Source organism: Streptococcus sp. V728 (assembly GCF_052077995.1).
Classification (GTDB): Bacteria; Bacillota; Bacilli; order Lactobacillales; family Streptococcaceae; genus Streptococcus; species Streptococcus infantis_B.
Window position 1 is genome coordinate 37429 of sequence record NZ_JBQJJH010000005.1, and the last position, 20350, is coordinate 57778.

20 protein-coding genes and 8 tRNA genes are annotated in these 20350 nt (G+C 40.0%); 4 read left to right on the forward strand and 24 right to left on the reverse strand.

Features of this window, described 5'->3' with window-relative positions:
* The first annotated feature begins 134 nt into the window (after positions 1-134).
* Together hslO and dusB are read left to right on the forward strand one after the other, a co-directional pair.
* The gene (gene hslO / locus ACTO1Y_RS08250; RefSeq protein WP_441348899.1) at positions 135-1007 is read left to right on the forward strand and encodes an Hsp33 family molecular chaperone HslO; all 873 of its coding nucleotides are present in this window, start codon (positions 135-137) and stop codon (positions 1005-1007) included.
* Positions 994-1974, forward strand: a complete 981-nt coding sequence (dusB, locus tag ACTO1Y_RS08255; protein ID WP_441348900.1) for a tRNA dihydrouridine synthase DusB — start codon at positions 994-996, stop codon at positions 1972-1974. Before hslO ends, dusB begins: the two co-directional genes overlap by 14 nt.
* Positions 1975-2021: 47 nt before the next feature.
* Here the strand turns inward: dusB and ACTO1Y_RS08260 are convergent, their stop codons facing one another.
* A complete protein-coding gene (locus tag ACTO1Y_RS08260) occupies positions 2022-2708 on the reverse strand; it encodes a YoaK family protein (RefSeq protein ID WP_441348909.1) in 687 nt (228 codons plus the stop codon).
* A gap of 122 nt (positions 2709-2830) precedes the next feature.
* Complete coding sequence (locus tag ACTO1Y_RS08265) at positions 2831-3517, reverse strand: hypothetical protein (RefSeq protein WP_441348901.1); 687 nt, start codon at positions 3515-3517, stop codon at positions 2831-2833.
* A gap of 255 nt (positions 3518-3772) precedes the next feature.
* Between ACTO1Y_RS08265 and ACTO1Y_RS08270 the strand changes: the two genes are divergently transcribed.
* On the forward strand, positions 3773-4003 hold the full coding sequence (locus ACTO1Y_RS08270) for a hypothetical protein (protein ID WP_441348902.1): 231 nt from the start codon (positions 3773-3775) through the stop codon (positions 4001-4003).
* 51 nt (positions 4004-4054) lie between these two features.
* Here the strand turns inward: ACTO1Y_RS08270 and ACTO1Y_RS08275 are convergent, their stop codons facing one another.
* The 3 genes from ACTO1Y_RS08275 to ACTO1Y_RS08285 all read right to left on the reverse strand — a co-directional run bounded on the left by ACTO1Y_RS08275 (position 4055) and on the right by ACTO1Y_RS08285 (position 7801).
* Positions 4055-4828, reverse strand: a complete 774-nt coding sequence (locus tag ACTO1Y_RS08275; RefSeq protein WP_441348903.1) for an NUDIX domain-containing protein — start codon at positions 4826-4828, stop codon at positions 4055-4057.
* A gap of 75 nt (positions 4829-4903) precedes the next feature.
* Entirely contained in the window at positions 4904-7336 is a 2433-nt protein-coding gene (locus tag ACTO1Y_RS08280; RefSeq protein ID WP_441348904.1) for an ATP-dependent Clp protease ATP-binding subunit, read from the reverse strand.
* Positions 7337-7342: 6 nt separating this feature from the next.
* Positions 7343-7801 (reverse strand): CtsR family transcriptional regulator, encoded by a 459-nt coding sequence (locus ACTO1Y_RS08285; protein ID WP_006150983.1) that lies wholly within the window; start codon positions 7799-7801, stop codon positions 7343-7345.
* A gap of 270 nt (positions 7802-8071) precedes the next feature.
* On the opposite strand from ACTO1Y_RS08285, the gene ACTO1Y_RS08290 reads away from it, so the two are divergent.
* A complete protein-coding gene (locus tag ACTO1Y_RS08290; RefSeq protein WP_006150958.1) occupies positions 8072-8632 on the forward strand; it encodes a hypothetical protein in 561 nt (186 codons plus the stop codon).
* 123 nt (positions 8633-8755) lie between these two features.
* Here the strand turns inward: ACTO1Y_RS08290 and ACTO1Y_RS08295 are convergent, their stop codons facing one another.
* From ACTO1Y_RS08295 to ACTO1Y_RS08385, 19 genes are all read right to left on the reverse strand, one after another.
* Positions 8756-9049, reverse strand: coding sequence for a DUF7675 family protein (locus ACTO1Y_RS08295; protein ID WP_303941940.1), 294 nt, complete (start codon positions 9047-9049; stop codon positions 8756-8758).
* Positions 9050-9413: 364 nt separating this feature from the next.
* Positions 9414-10142 carry an ABC transporter ATP-binding protein gene (locus ACTO1Y_RS08300; protein ID WP_006150998.1) on the reverse strand — a complete coding sequence of 243 codons (729 nt, stop codon included), beginning with the start codon at positions 10140-10142 and terminating at the stop codon, positions 9414-9416.
* Positions 10142-11149, reverse strand: coding sequence for an ABC transporter substrate-binding protein (locus tag ACTO1Y_RS08305; RefSeq protein ID WP_254727432.1), 1008 nt, complete (start codon positions 11147-11149; stop codon positions 10142-10144). The genes ACTO1Y_RS08300 and ACTO1Y_RS08305 overlap by 1 nt, the downstream gene beginning before the upstream one ends.
* A gap of 36 nt (positions 11150-11185) precedes the next feature.
* Positions 11186-11944 (reverse strand): ABC transporter permease, encoded by a 759-nt coding sequence (locus tag ACTO1Y_RS08310; protein WP_006150980.1) that lies wholly within the window; start codon positions 11942-11944, stop codon positions 11186-11188.
* The gene (locus ACTO1Y_RS08315; protein ID WP_006150971.1) at positions 11907-12197 is read right to left on the reverse strand and encodes a thiamine-binding protein; all 291 of its coding nucleotides are present in this window, start codon (positions 12195-12197) and stop codon (positions 11907-11909) included. Before ACTO1Y_RS08315 ends, ACTO1Y_RS08310 begins: the two co-directional genes overlap by 38 nt.
* A gap of 255 nt (positions 12198-12452) precedes the next feature.
* Positions 12453-13985 (reverse strand): cardiolipin synthase, encoded by a 1533-nt coding sequence (gene cls / locus ACTO1Y_RS08320; RefSeq protein WP_441348905.1) that lies wholly within the window; start codon positions 13983-13985, stop codon positions 12453-12455.
* A gap of 171 nt (positions 13986-14156) precedes the next feature.
* Complete coding sequence (locus ACTO1Y_RS08325; protein WP_441348906.1) at positions 14157-15101, reverse strand: 3-oxoacyl-[acyl-carrier-protein] synthase III C-terminal domain-containing protein; 945 nt, start codon at positions 15099-15101, stop codon at positions 14157-14159.
* 14 nt (positions 15102-15115) lie between these two features.
* Positions 15116-16378, reverse strand: a complete 1263-nt coding sequence (locus ACTO1Y_RS08330) for a F390 synthetase-related protein (protein ID WP_254727420.1) — start codon at positions 16376-16378, stop codon at positions 15116-15118.
* The gene (locus ACTO1Y_RS08335; protein ID WP_247913372.1) at positions 16356-17171 is read right to left on the reverse strand and encodes an MBL fold metallo-hydrolase; all 816 of its coding nucleotides are present in this window, start codon (positions 17169-17171) and stop codon (positions 16356-16358) included. Before ACTO1Y_RS08335 ends, ACTO1Y_RS08330 begins: the two co-directional genes overlap by 23 nt.
* Entirely contained in the window at positions 17146-18126 is a 981-nt protein-coding gene (locus ACTO1Y_RS08340; protein ID WP_303941953.1) for an NAD-dependent epimerase/dehydratase family protein, read from the reverse strand. Before ACTO1Y_RS08340 ends, ACTO1Y_RS08335 begins: the two co-directional genes overlap by 26 nt.
* Complete coding sequence (locus tag ACTO1Y_RS08345) at positions 18126-19397, reverse strand: glycosyltransferase (protein ID WP_441348907.1); 1272 nt, start codon at positions 19395-19397, stop codon at positions 18126-18128. The genes ACTO1Y_RS08340 and ACTO1Y_RS08345 overlap by 1 nt, the downstream gene beginning before the upstream one ends.
* A gap of 188 nt (positions 19398-19585) precedes the next feature.
* Positions 19586-19659, reverse strand: a tRNA-Pro gene (locus ACTO1Y_RS08350).
* Positions 19660-19673: 14 nt separating this feature from the next.
* A tRNA-Arg gene (locus ACTO1Y_RS08355) sits at positions 19674-19747 on the reverse strand.
* An 11-nt stretch (positions 19748-19758) separates the two neighbouring features.
* Positions 19759-19844: transfer RNA gene (locus ACTO1Y_RS08360), tRNA-Leu, on the reverse strand.
* A gap of 7 nt (positions 19845-19851) precedes the next feature.
* Positions 19852-19923, reverse strand: a tRNA-Gly gene (locus ACTO1Y_RS08365).
* A gap of 27 nt (positions 19924-19950) precedes the next feature.
* A tRNA-Thr gene (locus ACTO1Y_RS08370) sits at positions 19951-20023 on the reverse strand.
* A gap of 12 nt (positions 20024-20035) precedes the next feature.
* Positions 20036-20117: transfer RNA gene (locus ACTO1Y_RS08375), tRNA-Leu, on the reverse strand.
* Positions 20118-20122: 5 nt separating this feature from the next.
* A tRNA-Lys gene (locus ACTO1Y_RS08380) sits at positions 20123-20195 on the reverse strand.
* An 18-nt stretch (positions 20196-20213) separates the two neighbouring features.
* A tRNA-Asp gene (locus tag ACTO1Y_RS08385) sits at positions 20214-20286 on the reverse strand.
* Positions 20287-20350: the final 64 nt, after the last annotated feature.

Here is a 20350-nt window from a genome sequence, read left to right on the forward strand (position 1 = left end):
ATCTTGATAAAAACATCCTTTGAAAATCTAAATCTTATGACATCCTAATAGCAGCAAATTATAAATCAAACAATTTGAAAGACTAGCAAACACACGGCTCCCGCTTTGGGCATTTTTATGCTAAAATAGTTGTTATGGATAAAATTATTAAAACAATATCAGAAAGTGGATCTTTTCGTGCTTATGTACTAGACAGCACTGAAACCGTCCGCACTGCTCAAGAAAAACATCATACACAAGCTAGCTCCACGGTCGCACTTGGCCGTACCCTCATTGCCAGTCAAATTCTCGCTGCCAACGAAAAGGGAAATACCAAAATTACTGTCAAAGTCCTCGGAACTAGCTCACTCGGAGCCATCATCACCGTTGCAGATACTAAGGGAAATGTCAAAGGTTATGTACAAAACCCTGGTGTGGATATTAAAAAAACTTCAACTGGTGAAGTACTAGTGGGACCTTTTGTCGGCAATGGACAATTCCTAGTGATCACAGACTACGGTACTGGAAATCCATACAATTCCATGACCCCTCTTATTTCTGGAGAAATCGGTGAAGACCTAGCTTTCTACTTGGCAGAAAGCCAACAAACCCCTTCAGCTGTAGGGCTTAATGTCCTTTTAGACGAAGACGATAAGGTTAAGGTTGCAGGCGGCTTCTTGCTACAAGTATTGCCAAATGCCAAGGAAGAAGAAATCGCCCGTTTTGAAAAACGCATCCAAGAAATGCCAGCCATTTCGACTCTTCTAGAAAGCGACGACCATATCGAAGCCCTTATCAAGGATATCTACGGTAACGAACCATACAAACGCCTGTCTGAAGAAGAAATTCGTTTCCAATGCGACTGCAGTAAAGAACGCTTTATGGATGCTCTTGCCAGTCTTCCAAGTTCAGATTTGCAGGAAATGAAGGATGAAGATCACGGGGCTGAGATTACTTGTCAATTCTGTCAAACTACTTATCATTTTGATGAAAACGATCTGGAGGGACTCATTCGTGACAAATCTTAATACACCTTTTTTGATTGGTAATGTTGAGATTCCCAATCGTACTGTTTTAGCACCCATGGCAGGAGTAACCAACTCTGCCTTCCGCACTATTGCAAAAGAACTCGGGGCCGGACTTGTTGTTATGGAAATGGTCTCTGACAAAGGGATCCAATACAACAATGAAAAGACCCTACATATGCTCCACATCGATGAAGGGGAAAACCCAGTATCGATCCAGCTCTTTGGAAGTGACGAAGATAGCCTAGCACGCGCAGCAGAATTCATCCAGGAAAATACTAAGACCGATATCGTCGATATCAACATGGGCTGCCCAGTTAATAAAATCGTAAAAAACGAGGCTGGTGCTATGTGGCTTAAGGACCCAGACAAGATCTATTCTATCATTAACAAGGTTCAATCAGTCCTTGATATCCCTCTCACTGTCAAAATGCGTACAGGCTGGTCTGACCCATCCCTAGCAGTAGAAAATGCCCTTGCCGCTGAAGCTGCAGGTGTTTCTGCCCTTGCCATGCACGGTCGTACACGCGAGCAAATGTATACTGGCCATGCGGACCTTGAGACTCTTCATAAGGTTGCACAAGCTCTGACTAAGATTCCATTTATCGCTAATGGTGACATCCGCACTGTCCAAGATGCCAAACAACGCATCGAAGAAGTCGGTGCTGATGCCGTCATGATTGGTCGAGCTGCTATGGGTAATCCTTATCTCTTCAATCAAATCAATCATTACTTCGAAACGGGAGAAATCCTTCCTGATTTGACCTTCGAAGATAAAATGAAAATCGCTTATGAACACTTGAAACGCTTGATTGATCTCAAGGGAGAAAAGGTTGCTGTCCGTGAATTCCGTGGACTAGCTCCTCACTATCTCCGTGGAACATCTGGAGCTGCTAAACTCCGTGGCGCTATTTCACAAGCAAGTACTCTAGCAGAGATTGAAACTCTCTTACAGTTAGAGAAAGCATAATCTTCTATCTCACAAAAAAGGCGAAGCTCAAAAAGAGCCTTGCCTTTTTATATATTTTCATCTTGCAAATCTAGTTGCTTCACTCTAGCTATATAGTAGGACATAATCAAAAACAAATTGAAGCTGACAATCCAAATAGACCATTCATGGAAAAAATGCATCGATACAGCCAAACTAACTGCCCCCAAAACAAAACTCCCTACAACAATTCCATAGTTCAAGGCTTGGCGACGATATTCTTGAACATCTCCCTCTCCTCTAACGATGCGATACAAAGCAGTCAACATCTTTCGGTAATTTCCAGAGGTCATAAAAATGACATAGGGATGATCTTCAATCAAACTACCCGTAAATGTTAGCATCATCATACCTGTTCCAAAAGCAATAAAAGGTACTTCTAGTAAAGGAAATCGAGAAAAGAAGGGCAAAAGAAGAGTTCCAATAAATAAGGGAAGCAACATCTTAACCCGCCAATAGGCTGTTTTGCGATATTCTTTCATGTGTAAGGCAAAAACAAATCCTAGGGAAAAGAAAATAATGGAGCAGAATCGCAACATGGTATTGAGGACATTCGAGTCGTGCCAATCTGATATCAGTAGGAGAATGTTCCCAGTCTGTGTCGCCACCAAACTATGGTACTGGATGTGACAGAACACATCCAAAGAACCACCTATAAATCCAAGAAACACTCCCATGAGTCGTGTATTTTGAGGTAAAATTAATTTATCCGCCATTGATTTATCACTCATTCCCTTTTGATTCATTTATTATACCACTTCTATTAGAGAAATTAAGTGAAAAACAGTTGAACTACTCTTTTATAAATCTAAGTCTAGACAAGATTTGAGACAGCTTTTTATGGTTGAAGCAGAATAACACTAGATACCGCACCATCTGCACCTGTTGTAATTTGGATGACTTTTCCACCACCTACTTCAGCATTGTATTTCCCATCATCAAGAGTATAAGAATAGCTTTGGATAGAATAGTTTTCTTTCTTACCATCAGCAGATTCTACTGTAAATTGACCGCCTGATGAGACAGTGATAGTTTCACCATTCGCACCCTTCCAATTCCCAGCTGCAGCTGAAAAATCTTTGTCCACCATAGTCAAGACACCTTTATAACGTTTGTTATGTTCTGCCTGCTTGTCTTGAAGTTTGCGATCAGTTGCTGAATCATAAGTTGACTGATTCGGTTTTACTTGTGTTCCTTGTTGATTGGATGGGGATTGAGAAGGGGCTTGCTTAGCAGAAGATTCTTGGCTCTGCTTTGTTTCTGGTGCCGTTGTTGCTTGCGATTGATTAGGAGTAGACGTCGACTGATCAGAAGATGACGACTTAGTGTTTTCTGATGAAGTTGATGACTTCTGAGTCTTGTTATCTTTACTTGAAGAACTTGCCTTAGAACTAGAAGATGCTTGTGTTGTCTTACTAGAACTATCACTCGCAGTGTTCTCTTTCTTATTACCACAAGCTCCTAATATCAGAGTTGAAGCCAATACGGCAACTGCAAGTAATCGAATTGAGTTTTTTGTTTTCATAATATTCCCCTCCTGTAATCCTTTTGAAACGTTGTGTAATATTTGTACTGGTTTTTGTCAACTATTTATATAAGTTTTTTAGCAAATTTATTGATACTTTTTGTTTGCTTTCACCCCTCCTATCTCTACTATTCGTAAAGAATTCAAAAAAGAAGATTCTTTCTACTGAAATGCTATATTTTAAAAGTGTAATCGCTTGCATTTTTCTTGAAGGGCTATAATAAAATTGAAATAGGATATTGGAGGTGTAGGCCTATGTCAAGCAAATATTACAAATATCTTCCTTGGATGATTATTGGTGCTTTCTCTTCTTATGGGGTTGCTACTCATTACGCTCAGACAACATTTGATTTGTTCTACTTAACCGCTATTTTCATGATTGTCTATGTGGCTCTAATGTACTTACATGAACACTATTTAAAATATAAATACAAAGATTTATTCATTCGAACCATGAGTAATCCTAAAAAAGATAAACATCCTTAAACAAAACATAATAACAAAAAGAGGTCGGGATAAAATCCCGACCTCACTTTGTTATTTTAATCGATAAATAGTGATGACTTCCTTCTGAGGAATCCGTTTAAAGCCAACTTCCTCTAAGCTATGACCATATTTCTCTAAGAAACTCTCACTCGTATCTGATTTCCCTGGGCATAGAGTCTCAATGAGGGCTAGGCCGTCATCCACTGTGAACTCATCCTCTAGTAGATAAAGGAAACGAGGGTCATAGTCGATAGCTTTTTGAATCTTCTGGATGGATATTTGAATAATGGATAAGTGGTCAAATGCAAAGTCCTTCTCTTCCAGTTCTTTTCCATCCAAATAACACCTGCCTGTGTGAAAATCAACATCTACAAGAACGACTTCTTTTGCATCATCTCCTGCCTGGACTAAGTCAAGAGCTCGACTAGGTAGGTAAACCAAGTGGGCAATGGTAACTGTCCAACCTCTGGGATCACGACCAGGAGTAGATACTGTCACTAGCTGCTCAATCTTATCCAGTGGAAGCTCAAGATTAATTTCTTCTTTTACCTCACGCTGACAAGCATGGGTAGCGTCTTCCCCTTTATCCATAAAACCACCAACTAGCGCTAAGCAATTTTGAAAAGGGTGGGCCTTTCGACGAATCAGAAAGAGTTTCATTTTCCCTTCTACAAAGCAATAGGCTACCATATCCACAGTCACGCTTGGTTTTTCGTACTGAGGGAGTGCTTGCTTGTGGTACCAGTCTAAGAATTCAGCTTGACTAGCATGAACTTCAAAGTACTCTTTTTCTGTCATCCCGGTTGGAATAGTTTGATTCATCATCTTCTACTTCCTTTCTGCATTGATGGCAATGAAGGGTTTCTCTCTACTGTAACTGGAGTATCCTAGTTCTTGTTTTTATACAATGTCAAATTTCAATTGACCAGCTTTGACGCCAATCTTAAGTGTCTTACCTTCTTTCAGTTCACCTGTGAGAAGGAGCTCTGCTAGTTTATCTTCTACTTCTGTTTGCAAAGTTCTGCGAAGTGGACGAGCTCCCATCTCTGGATCATGTCCCTTCTGAGCTAGAAGTTTAAGAGCAGATGCTTGAAGTTTCAAGTCTATCCCTTTTTCTGCCAGACTTGAAATCAATGGTTTGACCATAATCTTAACCACTTCCTGCATATCTTGACTTGACAAGCTATGGAAAACCACTTTTTCATCAATACGGTTGATAAACTCTGGGCGGTAAGTTTTTTTCAACTCTTCAAACATTCGTTTTTCCATATTTTCCTGGTCAAAACGAATATCCTTAGCTCCAAAACCGACTGTCTTGTCATCACGAAGAGCTGTCGCACCAAGGTTTGACGTCATGATAATGATGGTATTTGAAAAATCAACCTTACGGCCTTTACTGTCCGTCAAGACACCATCATCCAAGACCTGCAAGAGCACATTAAAGATGTCTGGGTGAGCCTTTTCTACCTCGTCAAAGAGCAAGACTGAGTAAGGTTTGTTACGAACCTTCTCGGTCAACTCTCCGCCCTCTTCGTAGCCTACATAACCTGGAGGAGCTCCGTTGAGACGGCTGGCTGCAAATTTCTCCATGTATTCACTCATGTCAAAGCGGATAAGGGCAGATTCGTCATCAAAGAGGACTTCTGCCAAAGCCTTAGCCAATTCAGTTTTACCAACACCAGTTGGCCCTAAGAACATAAAGGATCCAATTGGACGTTTGTTATTGCGAATACCTGATTGATTTCGGCGGATGGCACGACTGATACTAGATACAGCTTGTTCCTGTCCAATAACACGTTTATGCAGTTCAGCTTCAAGGTTGAGATACTTCTTGGCATCCGTTTGTGTCAATTTTTGAACTGGAATACCTGATAAGCGACTCAAGGTTGTCAAAATATCAGATTCTTTTACTACATCTTTGTAAACAGGTGCTTCCTGCTCTTTTGAAATGAGCTGCGCTGCTTGCTTCCATTTGCCATCCATCAAGGCCTTGTCAGCTGCTGTTAAGCCTGACTCGTCTTTTTTAGCGTGTTTTGATTTGTTTTGGACAGTTGCTGCGGCTTCATCCAAAAGGTCAATCGCTGAGTCTGGCAAGTGACGACTTGTCAAATAACGATGCGCCATTTTAACAGCTGTTTCGACAGCATCGTCTGTAATTTGGACATGGTGGTGCTTCTCATAAGTTGCTTTTAAGCCCTGTAAGATAGCCATACTATCAGCTACGCTCGGCTCCTCAATCATCACTTTAGCAAAGCGACGAGAAAGGGCTGCATCTTTTTCGATATGTTTTTGGTATTCTTCCTGAGTAGTCGCTCCGACAGTTCTCAGAGTTCCACGTGCCAAGGCAGGTTTCAGGATATTTGCCGCATCCAAAGTCGAGTCAATCCCACTTCCTGAACCCATAATGGTATGAAGCTCATCAATAAAGAGGATGACCTTGCCATCTTCCTCGATATCTTTGATGATATTGTTCATACGTTCTTCAAAATCTCCACGGAAGCGAGTTCCTGCAACCACATTCATCAAGTCAAGCTCTAGAACACGCATCTTAGCCATTTCAGCTGGAACATCTCCATTAGCAATTCGTTGCGCAAGCCCAAGTGCCAAAGCTGTTTTACCGACACCTGCATCTCCAACTAGAACTGGATTGTTTTTGGTCTTACGGCTCAAGATTTGAATCATACGAGAGATTTCTTGATCACGTCCGATAACTGGTTCCAATTTGCCTGAACGAGCTTGCTCTGTGAGATCATGAGTGTAATCTTCCAAACCGCCACTTGGAGTTTGAGGCATGCCCATCATATTAGCCATGGAGTTTTGCTTATCTGCTACTGAGCGATGGCGCTGACGTAGAGCCTTCAAATCTTCCTTTGTCCAACCAGCACGCGCTTCAAGACTACGACGAAGTCCAGCAATCTTGACTTGATCTTTCTGGTCTTCATAAGAAAATCCTGCTTTTTCTAAAATGCGAGTAGCTAGGGCATTGCCATCATGCAAGATTGCGTAGAGAAGGTGCTCAGTCCCCAATGCTTTTGCATGTACAACGGAGGCAACATGTTCCGCCTCCAACATCAAGACGTTTAAACGATAAGAAAAAGGGAGTTCCTGATAATCTTCCTTGTGGCTATAGTTGGTCTCTGTTAATTCAACAGCGACCTCCTCTAAACGATCAATTTCATATGGGAACTCGTTCAAAGTTGCTCCAGCAACACTGTAGCTATGATTAGCCATAGCAATCAGTAGGTGCCAAGACTCCAGGTAGTCTGCTCCAAAGCGACTCGCCACTAGAAAGGCACTGTCTATACATTCTCTCAATGCTTTTGAATATTCCATTAAATTTTATTTTCCTTTTCTATCTACTTCATGCAATATCTGACGAAGCATATTGGCACGAATATAATCAGCTTCCTCGCCCAAAACACGATCTGAGGCCGTTGCAACTAACAGATTCATCTCCTGACGAGTCAAGAGTTCTTGTTCAAGTAAAAGTTTTAAAACATCTTCAAAGATGACTGGGCTAACTTCTTCACCTACTGAATACAATAAATCGCGGAGCATTTCATGGTGGTTGGAGAATTCAATTCGGCCAATCCGAATATAGCCCCCACCTCCTCGCTTACTCTCAACTAGATACCCTCTACTCTCTGTAAAACGAGTTTTAATCACATAATTAATCTGGCTAGGTACGACTTGAAAGGTATCCGCTAGCTGGCTTCGTTGCAATTCTACGATACCAGATTGTTCTAAAATTGCCTTGATATAGGCTTCAATATGGTCCGATGTATTTTTAAATTTCATAGCTTGCTACCTCCTTCTTAAACTTTGACTATCTTTGACTATACTATCATTTAAGAATCCATAAGTCAAATTTTTAGGGCTCAAGCCTTGAAAATACTGACTTTTAAAAATATTTATCGGTAACAAACTATGCCTTATTCCACTCTCTATTCTACACTTATGTTATAATAAAAAAGTTACAGCTAGCTTTCAAATCCTTTGAAAGTATGTAAATGAGTAGCAAATATGTGCAAATACTGATTCACAATAAAAGCTGAGAAAGGTTTCGTTATGAAACAGGAAAATAAAATTTTTGGGATTCTAGCTATTATTTTGGGAGCTATTGCACTCCTTGGTTCTTGGATTCCTGGTATCAATCAAATTTCATTCTTAATCGCTATTCTTGCACTTATCCTCGGTATTGTAGGATTATGCATAAACCGTAAAAATAAAAAAGTATTAGCTATTATTGGTACGGTTCTTTCTGTGGTATCTATTGTTTTTGCTGTAGGTAGTCAAGTTATCTATAATCAAATCCAAAAGAATGCTGTTCAAAATGCCGCATCTACGAATCAATCAGAAGAAGAATTTACATGGACTAGAGAACAATTCGATGCTCTCAAACAAGGAGATATTCTCCAACGCGGAGCTGGTGGTACAAATTACGATGATGTCATAAAAGAACACGGACAACCATCTAAAGAAAGTACAACTAAGAAAAAAGATCGTGAAAATAAAGTCATTTCTTATGTATCAACAGGCAATAATATCAAGTCTGTTACTCTGACATTTGACAAACAAGAGGATGGTACATACTTGCTCATCTCTAAAGTATCGATGGGATTAGAATAAAGCATTGATCTACAGACGTGAATATTAAACATCTAAAAATAAAACTTCGGTATATTGATAGTATACCGAAGTTTTTTGTAGTGTGAATTGTTCACAGTTTTTTCTACTATAGTTCATATTCTATCACCGAGAGAAAAAGTCAGTCCAAAACGGATTCTCGCTATCAAAAATTTTAACCTCTTCTTCAGTCATATTGTGAGGATAGTCAAGAAAAAGGTTATAAATTTTTTTCTTATCAAAGCTGAACAGAAACTCTCCTATAACACCTATTTTATAAATCCACCAAACTTTTGAATCTTCACTATCTTTGTAAAAATCACTGTACCCTTCAAGATTAGACTCCGAAAAAATGGGTTCATCTATTTCATCGGATGAGTCTTGTTTGTTGTAGTCGTTTAGTTCATTATTTAACATCATTTAATAACTTTCTATCATCTATTGCAAGAATGTGTCCATATTTTGATTTTATGATACTTGTAGAAAAACTTCATCCCATATATCCACTAAACTTTTTCCATCAAAAACTTTAGCTTCCATAGCTTCATCAATTGTATCAAACTGCTGACCTTCATAATCATAACCAACGACACATATACTCGATAAAAAACAAGCACCTCAGCCATTTACATTAAATTCAAAATCTGTATCTAAATATTTTTTAATTTCTTATTTTTTCATCACAACACCATACCTCAATTATATCACTTTTTATCTATCAAAATTCCCATTTATAGATAAAAAAGAGCTGGCAAAGTAGCAACCTCACCAACTCCCTATCTTTCTAATTATTTAAGCCCAACTCTTCTAATATTTGACGTTTATAAGCAATTTTTTGAACTTCCTTGTCTTCACTTTCAGACCAGTCGAGTTTGATTTCAGAAACGATTTGCCCAGGCCTGTTTTTCAAGATATAAATCCGATCACTAAGGTTAAGGGCTTCCTCGATACTATGGGTGATGATAAGTGTCGTCAGGCCTAGCTGTTTATGAATATCAAGATACCAAGCATGAAGCTCCATCTTAGTCATCTCATCCAAGGCACTAAAGGCCTCGTCTAGAAGAAAGAGTTTATGCCCAAATAGGTAAGTGCGAAGTAAGGCCACACGCTGGCGCATCCCGCCGCTAAGCTCATGAGGATACTTGTCCCGTACAGCCGTCAACTGAAAGGTAGCAAGGATTTCATCCGCTCGAGCAATAGCCTCTGCCTTATCCACCTTTTGAATCAAGAGGGGTAGGATGATATTACCAAGCACCGTCTTGTGTTCCAAGAGTAGATCCTTTTGTAGCATATAGCTCACGCGCCCCTTGGGATTTTCCTCTCCGTCAAGAATGATACGCCCCGATTGGACTTCTAAAATCCCTGCAATCAGGTTAAAGAGGGTAGTCTTTCCTACACCACTGGGTCCCAAGATAGAGACCACTTCACCTGAAGTCACTTCTAGGTTAATATCCTCTAAGATCTTTTCATCATCGTAGGCATAGCTTACGTGTTCTAGTCTAATTTCTGTCATTATTTTACAAATTCGTTAGTGAAACCTTTGTCAGTCAAGTCTTCCTTGAGGATTCCATTTTCCTTATCCCATTTGTAGAAGGCATTCCAGCGGTCAGCATCAAATTGTCCCCATTTGTCCTTGTCGCTTGCGTATTCTTTTGACAAGTATTTCTGAGATTCTATGACAAAGTCACGTTTATCCTTGAGTTCGGGTGCATTCTTGATGAGGATATCGGCTGCTTCTTCTGGATGTTCCATGGCATATTGGTAGCCTTTTTTGATGGCTTGGATGACTTTGCGAGCTTCTTCTTTGTTGTCTTTCAGATAATCGTTGTTAGCGATGATAACTGGTGAGTAGTAGTCAAACTCTTTGACATAGTCCTTCAAGTACATAAAGTTGGCATCCACACCTTGCGATTTAGCAAGAATTCCATCCCAACCGTAGTAAATCCAAGCAGCATCAAAAACGCCATTGGCAATCGGTGTGATAGAGTTTGAGTCGTTGTTTGGTACTTTTTCAACCTTCTCAAAGTCTCCACCTTGAGATTCTACCAAGGTTTTCAGCATAGCAAGCTCAGTTGGGTCATTCCAGGTTCCGTATTTCTTCCCGACCAAGTCTTTTGGACTATTGATATTGTCAGACTTACGAGAGATAATCCCTGATGTGTTGTGTTCTACAATCGCTGCAACGGCAGTAATACCTGCCCCTTTTTCCAATTTCTTAGCCATATAGTCTTGGAAATAGATAGCAAATGGCGCCTTACCATTGATTACTAAATCTGATGAACTTTCTTCTGGTGGCAATTTCAAGTCAACATCCAATCCAGCTTCCTTGAAATAACCTTTTTCTTTGGCTACATAAAGCCCTGTGTGGTTGGTATTGGGCGTCCAGTCTAGGATAAAATCAATTTTTTTGAGTTCTGCATCTTTGCTGTCCTTAGAAGCAGTTCCTTGACCACAAGCCACAAGCACGACAGCTACAAGAGCTGTTACAATCGTTAAAAACACTTTCCATGTCTTTTTCATTTTATTTCCTCTTTTCTTTTTCCAAAACGCTCTATTTTAAGCACGTTTCCATTTAATCACATATTTTTCACTAATATCGACCAACTTCATACCCAAAAGGCTGATAATCGACACCAGAATAATAATCGCAAACATGGTATCATACTGAAAAAGTTTTTTAGACTGAATCATGTAAACACCTAGTCCTTCAAAGCCTCCCAACCACTCAGATACCACTGTTGTGATAAAGGCGTAGGAGACACTGACCCTCAGTCCTGCATAAAAGTAGGGCAGGCTGACAGGGATTTTAAAGTGCCAAAGGATTTGCCAAGGATTGGCTCGCATCAGACTAAACAAGGTCAGCATATCCTTATCACAATGCCTGAAACCATCTAAAATACTGACGATGATCGGGAAAGTTGTCGTCAAGATAATCAAGACAATCTTGGGCAAAATTCCATAACCCAACCATAAAACCAGGATAGGTGCTATAGCAATGGTCGGAATGGTCTGGACAACCACCATCATTGGGTAAATCAGGTCATTTAACCAGCCCAGACTATCCATAAGGACGGCCAGGATACAGGCTATCAAGACACCCAAGACCAAACCTAATAAGGCTACTCTCAAGGTTGCCCAGCTGTGGTACCAGAGAAATTCTCTGTCACGAACAAAAGACTGAAGGATTTCAAGTGGTGTCGGCAAGATAAACTTTGGTAAGAGTTTTAACAAACCCGCTACCTGCCAAAGAAATAAGACACCCAAAAATCCTAGCAGACTAATATGCCGTCTCATGATACTTTTCAAGTTTTTCATCAATACTTAAAATCTCTCCTACATTAATTTTCACATTGGCAAAAACATTGTCTGCCCCTTGACCTGCCACTTCTAATGCTTCTTTGAGAATGCGCATGAGTTGATCAAAGTCTCCCTCTAAGACCGTTTCAAAGGGTGTCACTACCATGGTCACTGATTGAGCTTGTAGATAAGCTATTACCTGATCAATCACTGCTATTCGATCAATTCCTTGTGATAAGGGTAAAACTTGCAAGGCAATGCTTGCTTTCATAAAAACCTCCTCTTCTCAGGTTTTCTTTTAACAAAAAGAAAAACCTTTTTCATATATGAAAAAGGTGCAAAATTAGGCCAAGTATTCGTTCCCTACGCTGGCATTACCCAGATCAGGTGCGGTCGAAGTTTAACACTTCCTCTCAGACTGTACACAGACTCCCATATATTATATGGACATATGATAGCGCAAAAAAAACAAGATGTCAAGGAAACTGCTTGCAGAAAAAAAGAGACGGTAATCCATCTCTTTCAATTAAAGCATTGGTGCAAATAACTGTGTAATTTCTTTGATCATCATTTGATACCATGTTGGATTTATGGTATCTGAGAAGATTTCTTGAGATTGTTCAAAAATTTCTTCAAAATCTTTGCGAATATCCGCGATTGACTCTGTTTTGTAGAGTAGTACTGCATTTTCATAGTGGTGGACCAAGCTACGATAATCCAAGTTAATCGTACCCACAGCCGCAAATCGATCATCAACAATCATTTGCTTACTATGGATAAAACCAGGTGTGTATTCAAAAATGCGAACACCCGCAGATAAAAGATCTGGATAAGCTCCCCGTGTTACAAGTTGAATGAGTTTCTTATCCGGTATATGGGGTGTGACTATTCTCACATCTACACCTCGCATCGCCGCATTTTTTATATCCTCTGTCAAATCATAATCAATAATGAGATAAGGCGTTGTGATATAGACAAAATCTTCCGCTTGATTAATCAAGTTTTGATAGACAATTTTACCCACCTTCATCTGGTAGATTGGTTTTGGCCCACTGCCATATGGGATACAAAGTCCACTACCGGATCGTGTCTGATTTTCTAAATGATACTGATCAAAGTCACTGATTTCTCCACGGTTGATGTACCAGTTCATGAGAAAGAGTCTTGTGAAGGCTTGAGTCGCCGGACCATCTATACGAATCCCACTATCTTTCCAGTGTCCAAAACGTTCAATCTGATTGATGTATTCGTCTGCAAGGTTGATCCCACCAGTGTAGGAAATCTGCCCATCAATAACCAAGATTTTACGGTGGTCACGGTTGTTATAGGCCACTGTCATACGAGGAATCACCTTATTAAACTTATGAGCATTAATCCCTTTAGACCGCAAATGAACGGTATAATCTCCAGGCAAAGTCACCATACAACCAATATCGTCATAGAGCATCTTGACTTCAACTCCCTGGGCTGCCTTTTCTTCTAGAATTTCGAGCATGCTATCCCACATCAAGCCCTCTTCGACAATGTAGTATTCTAGAAAAATAAATTTTTTAGCTCTCTTTAGATCCTCCAACATCTGCTGCCACATTTCTTCTCCATTTGCGAAAAATTGTGAATCTGTATGCTCATAGACTTCCGCATTGCTATCCATATGTAGCAAAGCGTTGATAATCCCGTAGGCAGATTTATCTGTTTCTTGTAGGTTCTGATGAAGACTATCTTCATGCTTCTCTTGTAAAGTAATCGAACGCAATTCTCTGAGTTGTTTCAGCTCTTTTTTTGATAGTCGGCGCTCACCAAACATGATATAAAGTAATGGACCAAACACAGGCACAAAGGTCACAATCAACCAAGTCACCTTGCTCTCTGGCGACATGGAACGATTGACAATCGCTATAACGGTTGCTACGCTGATAAAAAATACAAGAGTCACCCAAATAATTGGTGCAATCTGGCTCATGTAAAGAATAATGCCAAAAATAACAAATAATTCTACCAGAATTATCGCAATACTAAATCCATACTTGGACATCAATAATCGAAATTTTCTGATTCCCATATCTTCCTCTCAATTTCTAAGTATACTCCCTAATATACTGTCTGAAAACGCTTGTTACATTCTAGTATACTTAGTTTCATAAAACTTAGCAAGCTTTTTCTGTATAGGCCGATAGTTCTACGTTTAAAACTAATTTAAAAAGCAGGCCACTTATAGGTGCCTGCTCTTATTTTACAATTTCAAAGCCAACATATTAACCGTCATACCAGCTGCAGTTCCCATCAAGAAGATGGTATCTCCTTCCTTCACATAGCCATGATCTAGTGCATAGGCCAATCCAAAAGGTACCGCAACGGAAACCATATTCCCATACTCACTGACAATATTGAGATACTTGTCTTTGCTAACTCCTAATTTATCCATGACAAGTGGTAATGCTCGACTAGCTTGGTGGGGAATAATATAGTCTACAGCATCTTTAGAAATACCAGATTTCTCTTGGAATTCTTGGAACATTTCTGGAATGACACGAGCAGAAAGCAAGAGGATTTTCTTCCCTTTCATATCAAACATGAAATTGGTCTTCGTTTCTTCAGAGTACTCTTTTGGTTGATATGAAGTCAAACCTCCACGGATTTCAGTATCGTGAGCTCCCTCCGACCAAGTACGTTGAAGGCTTGCTATCACTCCCTTATCCTTGTTACTTGCTTGGAAAATAAAGGCTGCGGCCCCATCACCAAAGAGTTCATAACTTTCTTTTTGCTTTGGATTGAGACCCAAGCTACCGACTTCACTAGATACAATCAAAACGCGATGATATTCTCCTGCTTCAATCAAATATGACATTGTTGATAGAGCAGAGATAAAACTTGTACAAGTCGTATTGATATCCATAGCTGGAATAGAGAGTCCTTTTGCTACGCGCTCATGAATCAAAGCAGCTGTACACGGAATAGGTTGAACACCAACCGCACTAGCTGATACAAGGCAATCAATGTCTTTCATACTCAAATTTGCATTTTCAAGCGCAGCTTGGATAGCTGCTTCTGCCAAATCTAGCTGTGTTTCTTCATTTTCTACGACACGATAACGCGTGTGGTCTTTAAATTGCACTGTGTTTTTTGGGAGGCAAACTCCATAGCCTGCAATTTCTACATGTCTTTTTACTTCTGTCATAATCTTTTGTCCTTTCATAAACGTTGGATACGCTTGAGCTTACGACTTGTATCCCAGTGATAATCTGAAAATCGAATTTCAGGTGCTTTAAACTCTTTTTGTTGAGCCAGGAGTTTGAACTGCTCTGTAATTGCTGTTTCCAATTGCTCATCCCTTCGACTCAAATAAACCTCCACTAACTCCTCAGAATGTTGTTTAACTTGATAATCTCCAACATTCTCCACAAAGAGAATGCAACGCCTGATAAAGTCTGGATAAATCGTTACCTGACCTCCATCCAGTCCTTCAAAGTAGAAGATATCATCAGAACGCCCTTCAACCTTATCAATCCTTGTATAATAAGACCCACATGAACAAGGTTCAGGATTTTCAACCAAGATATCGTTAAGCTGATAGCGATAAACAGGTTGACTGCTCCGCTTAAAATCAGTAATGACTGGATAAAAACGTCGATCATCCAAGTAGTGCTTTTCCACAAAGATGATATCTTCATTAAGATGCAGATTCCCAGCCGAACAAGTACAAGCTAGAAAACCTTCTGTTGCTTGATAGACTTGGTCAATAACCGGTAGTGCAAAAGCCGCAGAAATCCGTTCTCTGTCACTATCTTCCAAGATTTCAGCCACCGAAACGATTTTTTGTGGGTGAATGACTAACTCCTCAGCTTTTAGACGCTTGCTCAATTCAATCAACATAGAAGCAGGCGCCACCACGATGGTCGGTTGATAATTGTTGAGGCGCTCGATATGCTCATCTGTATTCTTGAAAATATCAAAGTATTCTAAACGAATGAGCGCCGTATTGATGGTCTGATACAGCTCATTATCTGCTCTCAGGAAAAAAGCTATACGATGTCCAAAAAGGTGACCTTTGGGCAACATCTTTGCCAAGATAGCCGCCGCCCACATACTTCGTTCTTTTTCAGTCGTGATAAAAAGTCCCCGGTGTCCAGATGTTCCAGAAGACAACCCAACAGCTATTTCTCCCTTGAGCTCTGTAAAATTCCTGGTCTTTTCACTTTCGATAGCCAAAGCCAAGGCCTCATCTCGATCCACACCTTGAGTATTAAGCTCATTGAAATGCGTCATCATAAATGCTTTATCCATATAGTCAAAGTCGTTAGGTACACCATTTTTAAAATAAGGTGATTTACGTTTTAGAAATTCCATATAGGCATCTAGTTGCTTTTTCTGATAGCTTTCCAGGGCTTCTCGAGATTTAAAATTATGAAGCCAACGAGTTTGAATAAATGTTTTAAGAAAGGTTATTTTTTTCATACAAAATTCGCTCAATCCTTTCTACAGGGTCATGGCTGACTAGGACCTCTATACCATCGTTTAAAACTTCCTCTAACAGCTCTGTTCCTTTGATATAGTCTTCCTTACTATCTTGAACCAAGGAAGGAATCAGATGCATCTGTTTAGTGTAAGGCAAAAGATCAATGCCCCAACAGAGGTCTGCTGCGATAAAGAGATGATAGTCTGGAATAAAGAGGCAAGCTTGTCCCTTGGCATGCCCATCAATAGAAGCTACCAGGATACTTCCGTCTCCAAAAAGATCATAGGTCGGACGATAAGAAAAGTTGGAGTTTTGCTGATCTGCCTTGATGACTGTCAATCTTTCCTCGAAGTCACTCGGCAAAAATTCTTTAAAAATTAAATCTTTTAGTTTTGGTTTCTTGTAAACATCATACACTTCCTGGGTTAGAATAAAGCTTGCGTTCGGAAAGAAGCTAGCCCCTCCTAAATGATCTGGATGTAGATGAGACAGCAGGACATAATTAATTTCTTCTGGTTTAATTCCTTTAGCCTTCAGCAAATGCGAAATCTGATCCTGCTCTGTCATTTGAACGGGCGTCCCCAAGCGATATAAAGCATATCTTAGTTTTGTCTTAATATTGTAGTGATAGCCAGTATCATAAAGTACATAGCCCTTATCCCTATGTTTGATCAAAAAGACGCCTGCTGGGAAAATCATCTTTCTATTCTTAACACCTTTAAAGAGCAAACCGGCATAACTCGTACAATATCCCGCTGGGAAATACTCAATGCTTTCGATAATCTTGGACATATTGTTCAATCCCTTCTGAAATACTAATTTTCGGACGATACCCCAATTCCCTCTCAGCCTTGCTAATATCTAGAGTTTGACTATAACGAAGTAGATAATAGGTATATCGTGTTAAAGGTGGTTCCCCTTTCAGATTCAAAGACTTGTAAAGAAACTCTAAACTACTTGCAATCCCTGCTAATAGAGATGCTGGAATTTTTCTATATTTGATTGGGTAACCCAAACCTTTCAAACTTTCCTCTAGCAAATCCCTAAAAGCCCTCGGTTCGCCATTAGTAATGTTATAGACCTCACCTTTTGCTTCTGGTACTTCTAAGGCTAAACGAATTGCGAGAGCAACATTTTCCACGCAAGTCATGTCCATGAGCTGACGCCCATCTCCAATTAAAGGAATACCAATTTTTTGACTAAGATTGATCACCCGTGGCAAAATGCTGGTATCTCCAATCCCAAACAGTCCCCTAGGCCTCAAGATAATACTAGGAACATCTGGATAATCTTTAAAGAGTCTCTCCGAAGCCAATTTACTACGTATATAGTTATTGAGATTATTTTCCTCTGGTGCAGCACTTTCTTTGATCCCTAGTTGATCTTTTGGAGCAGCATAGATGCTTGGTGAGGATACATAGACTAAACGTTGCATACCTACTTGACGACAAGCATCAAGAACATATTTGGTTCCTAAAACATTGGTCTGATAAAAATCATCCCATGGCCCCCAAATAGTTGAAAGAGCCCCAGCATGAACAACCATGTCCATCCCTTGACAAGCCTCTAATAAATCTTCTGCCTTTGTCAAATCACCCTGAAAAAAACTGACAGAAGATTCTTCCAAGGATTGCCCTACCTGACTATTTCTACCAAAGGCTCTTACTTGATAACCATGTTCTACTAGTTCTTCTACTACATATTTACCAAGAAAACCAGTGGCTCCTGTAACTAATACTTTTTTCATTATTCTTTCTCCTTATCTGTTAACAGACGTTGGATTTCGCTTTCCAAAATTTCTGTTGGATGATAGGATTGTGCAGCCTGGCGTAAAATTTCTAATTCTGACCAATCTTCTTTAGCTAATAGATTATCAAAAGCTTGTCCAATCGCTCTCGTATCCTCTTTGTTAGCAGACAGTGCAACTCCTGCTTCTACGCCCCGAACTGCATAGTCAAATTGATCATAATCATGAGGAAGGATTAAGGCTGGTTTTCCGTAAATGATACATTGATAAAAAATACCAGCTCCTCCATGATGAATGACATAATCCATCTGAGGAATGTATTCCTTATAAGGGAGATAGGAAACTACAGAAAGGTTTTCCATAAGGTTCTCACATTGAAAAACTTCTCCACCCACACCACGTGTCACAAAAAAATGACAGTCTGGATGAGCTTTAGCAAGTTGCTTAGCTTGATAGATAAGATTTTCTTTAGCCCAAGCAAGTTGCGTACCACAAGTCACCAAGACTTTCTTCTGATTAGGAAAGATTGATAAATCTAACGGATAATCCTTTCCAGCCTCTACTGAAGCTCCTGAAGGCCCCACCCACTTGTAGTGTTCTGGAAATCCCTTTTTTAACTCTACTTCTTTCATTCCAATACCAAGAATTGAATATGGAGAATATATGGTCTCTTGATCAAGTTGATTATATAATTTAAAATCATATCTCTTTAAACGATCACGCAATAAAAAAGATACAATACGTTTAACTAAACGGGTTGCTTTTCTCCCGACATATTGTATTGAAGCGTCCCAGCCATTCTTAGGACTTCCCATTCCACCGATTAAACACGGTGGACCATCAGTCGTTTCTAAAACAAATTGTGTAGCCATGGTAGTTATCCAAGGAATACCAAGTTGATTAGCTACAAGACCACCAGATAAGGTTATAAAATCAGCAATAACAATATCAGGACGATTCTCTCGCCATTCTTCCGACAATTGATCTGAAACTAAATTAATTAAATCCAAACTAGCAGAAAGTTGTTGATAGGCTGATAAAATTCCTAACTGCTCATCATTATTTGCTGCCTTCTCAAACTCCTCAATATGACCTTCAAGTATAGTAACAACATTAAAACCAGCTGCTTCAGCCACAGCTTTCTTCTGAGGACCTGTAAATAAACGAATTTCATACTGAGGATTATTAAGCAAAGGTGCTAAGAGATTCATTGTTGGATAAAGATGGCCACTTAAAGGGACAACCACAACATCAATTTTGATACTTTTCATATGTCTAGAATACCAAAAAATAAAAAAAAGAACTATCAATAAGATAATTCTTTGCTTATTTATTAGTTTTGACATAAAAAGGTAACGAAACATTTAAGAAAGTGCAATATGAATTTACAGATAATAATGATAAAAATCAAATTTAAAAATAAAAAAAAGGCAACTGCCTCAATTTAAGTATTGACCAATCGGGAAGACAGGATTCGAACCTGCGACACCTTGGTCCCAAACCAAGTACTCTACCAAGCTGAGCTACTTCCCGAATTAAATGTTTAATGCACCCTAGAGGAGTCGAACCTCTAACCGCCTGATTCGTAGTCAGGTACTCTATCCAGTTGAGCTAAGGGTGCTCATCATTATATGCCGAGGACCGGAATCGAACCGGTACGATCGTTACCAATCGCAGGATTTTAAGTCCTGTGCGTCTGCCAGTTCCGCCACCCCGGCCTCTCTAAGCGAACGACGGGATTCGAACCCGCGACCCCCACCTTGGCAAGGTGGTGTTCTACCACTGAACTACGTTCGCATCGACTCTGCTTTAACCTAAAAAAAATGCCGGCTACATGACTTGAACACGCGACCCTCTGATTACAAATCAGATGCTCTACCAACTGAGCTAAGCCGGCTGATTTCTATTATGCGGGTTAAGGGACTTGAACCCCCACGCCGTTAAGCGCCAGATCCTAAATCTGGTGCGTCTGCCAATTCCGCCAAACCCGCAAATATGACCCGTACTGGGCTCGAACCAGTGACCCATTGATTAAAAGTCAATTGCTCTACCAACTGAGCTAACGAGTCAAATAACTTTCGTTATTACGGTCCCGACGGGAATCGAACCCGCGATCTTCGCCGTGACAGGGCGACGTGATAACCGCTACACTACGGGACCTATGGGAGTTAACGGGATCGAACCGCTGACCCTCTGCTTGTAAGGCAGATGCTCTCCCAGCTGA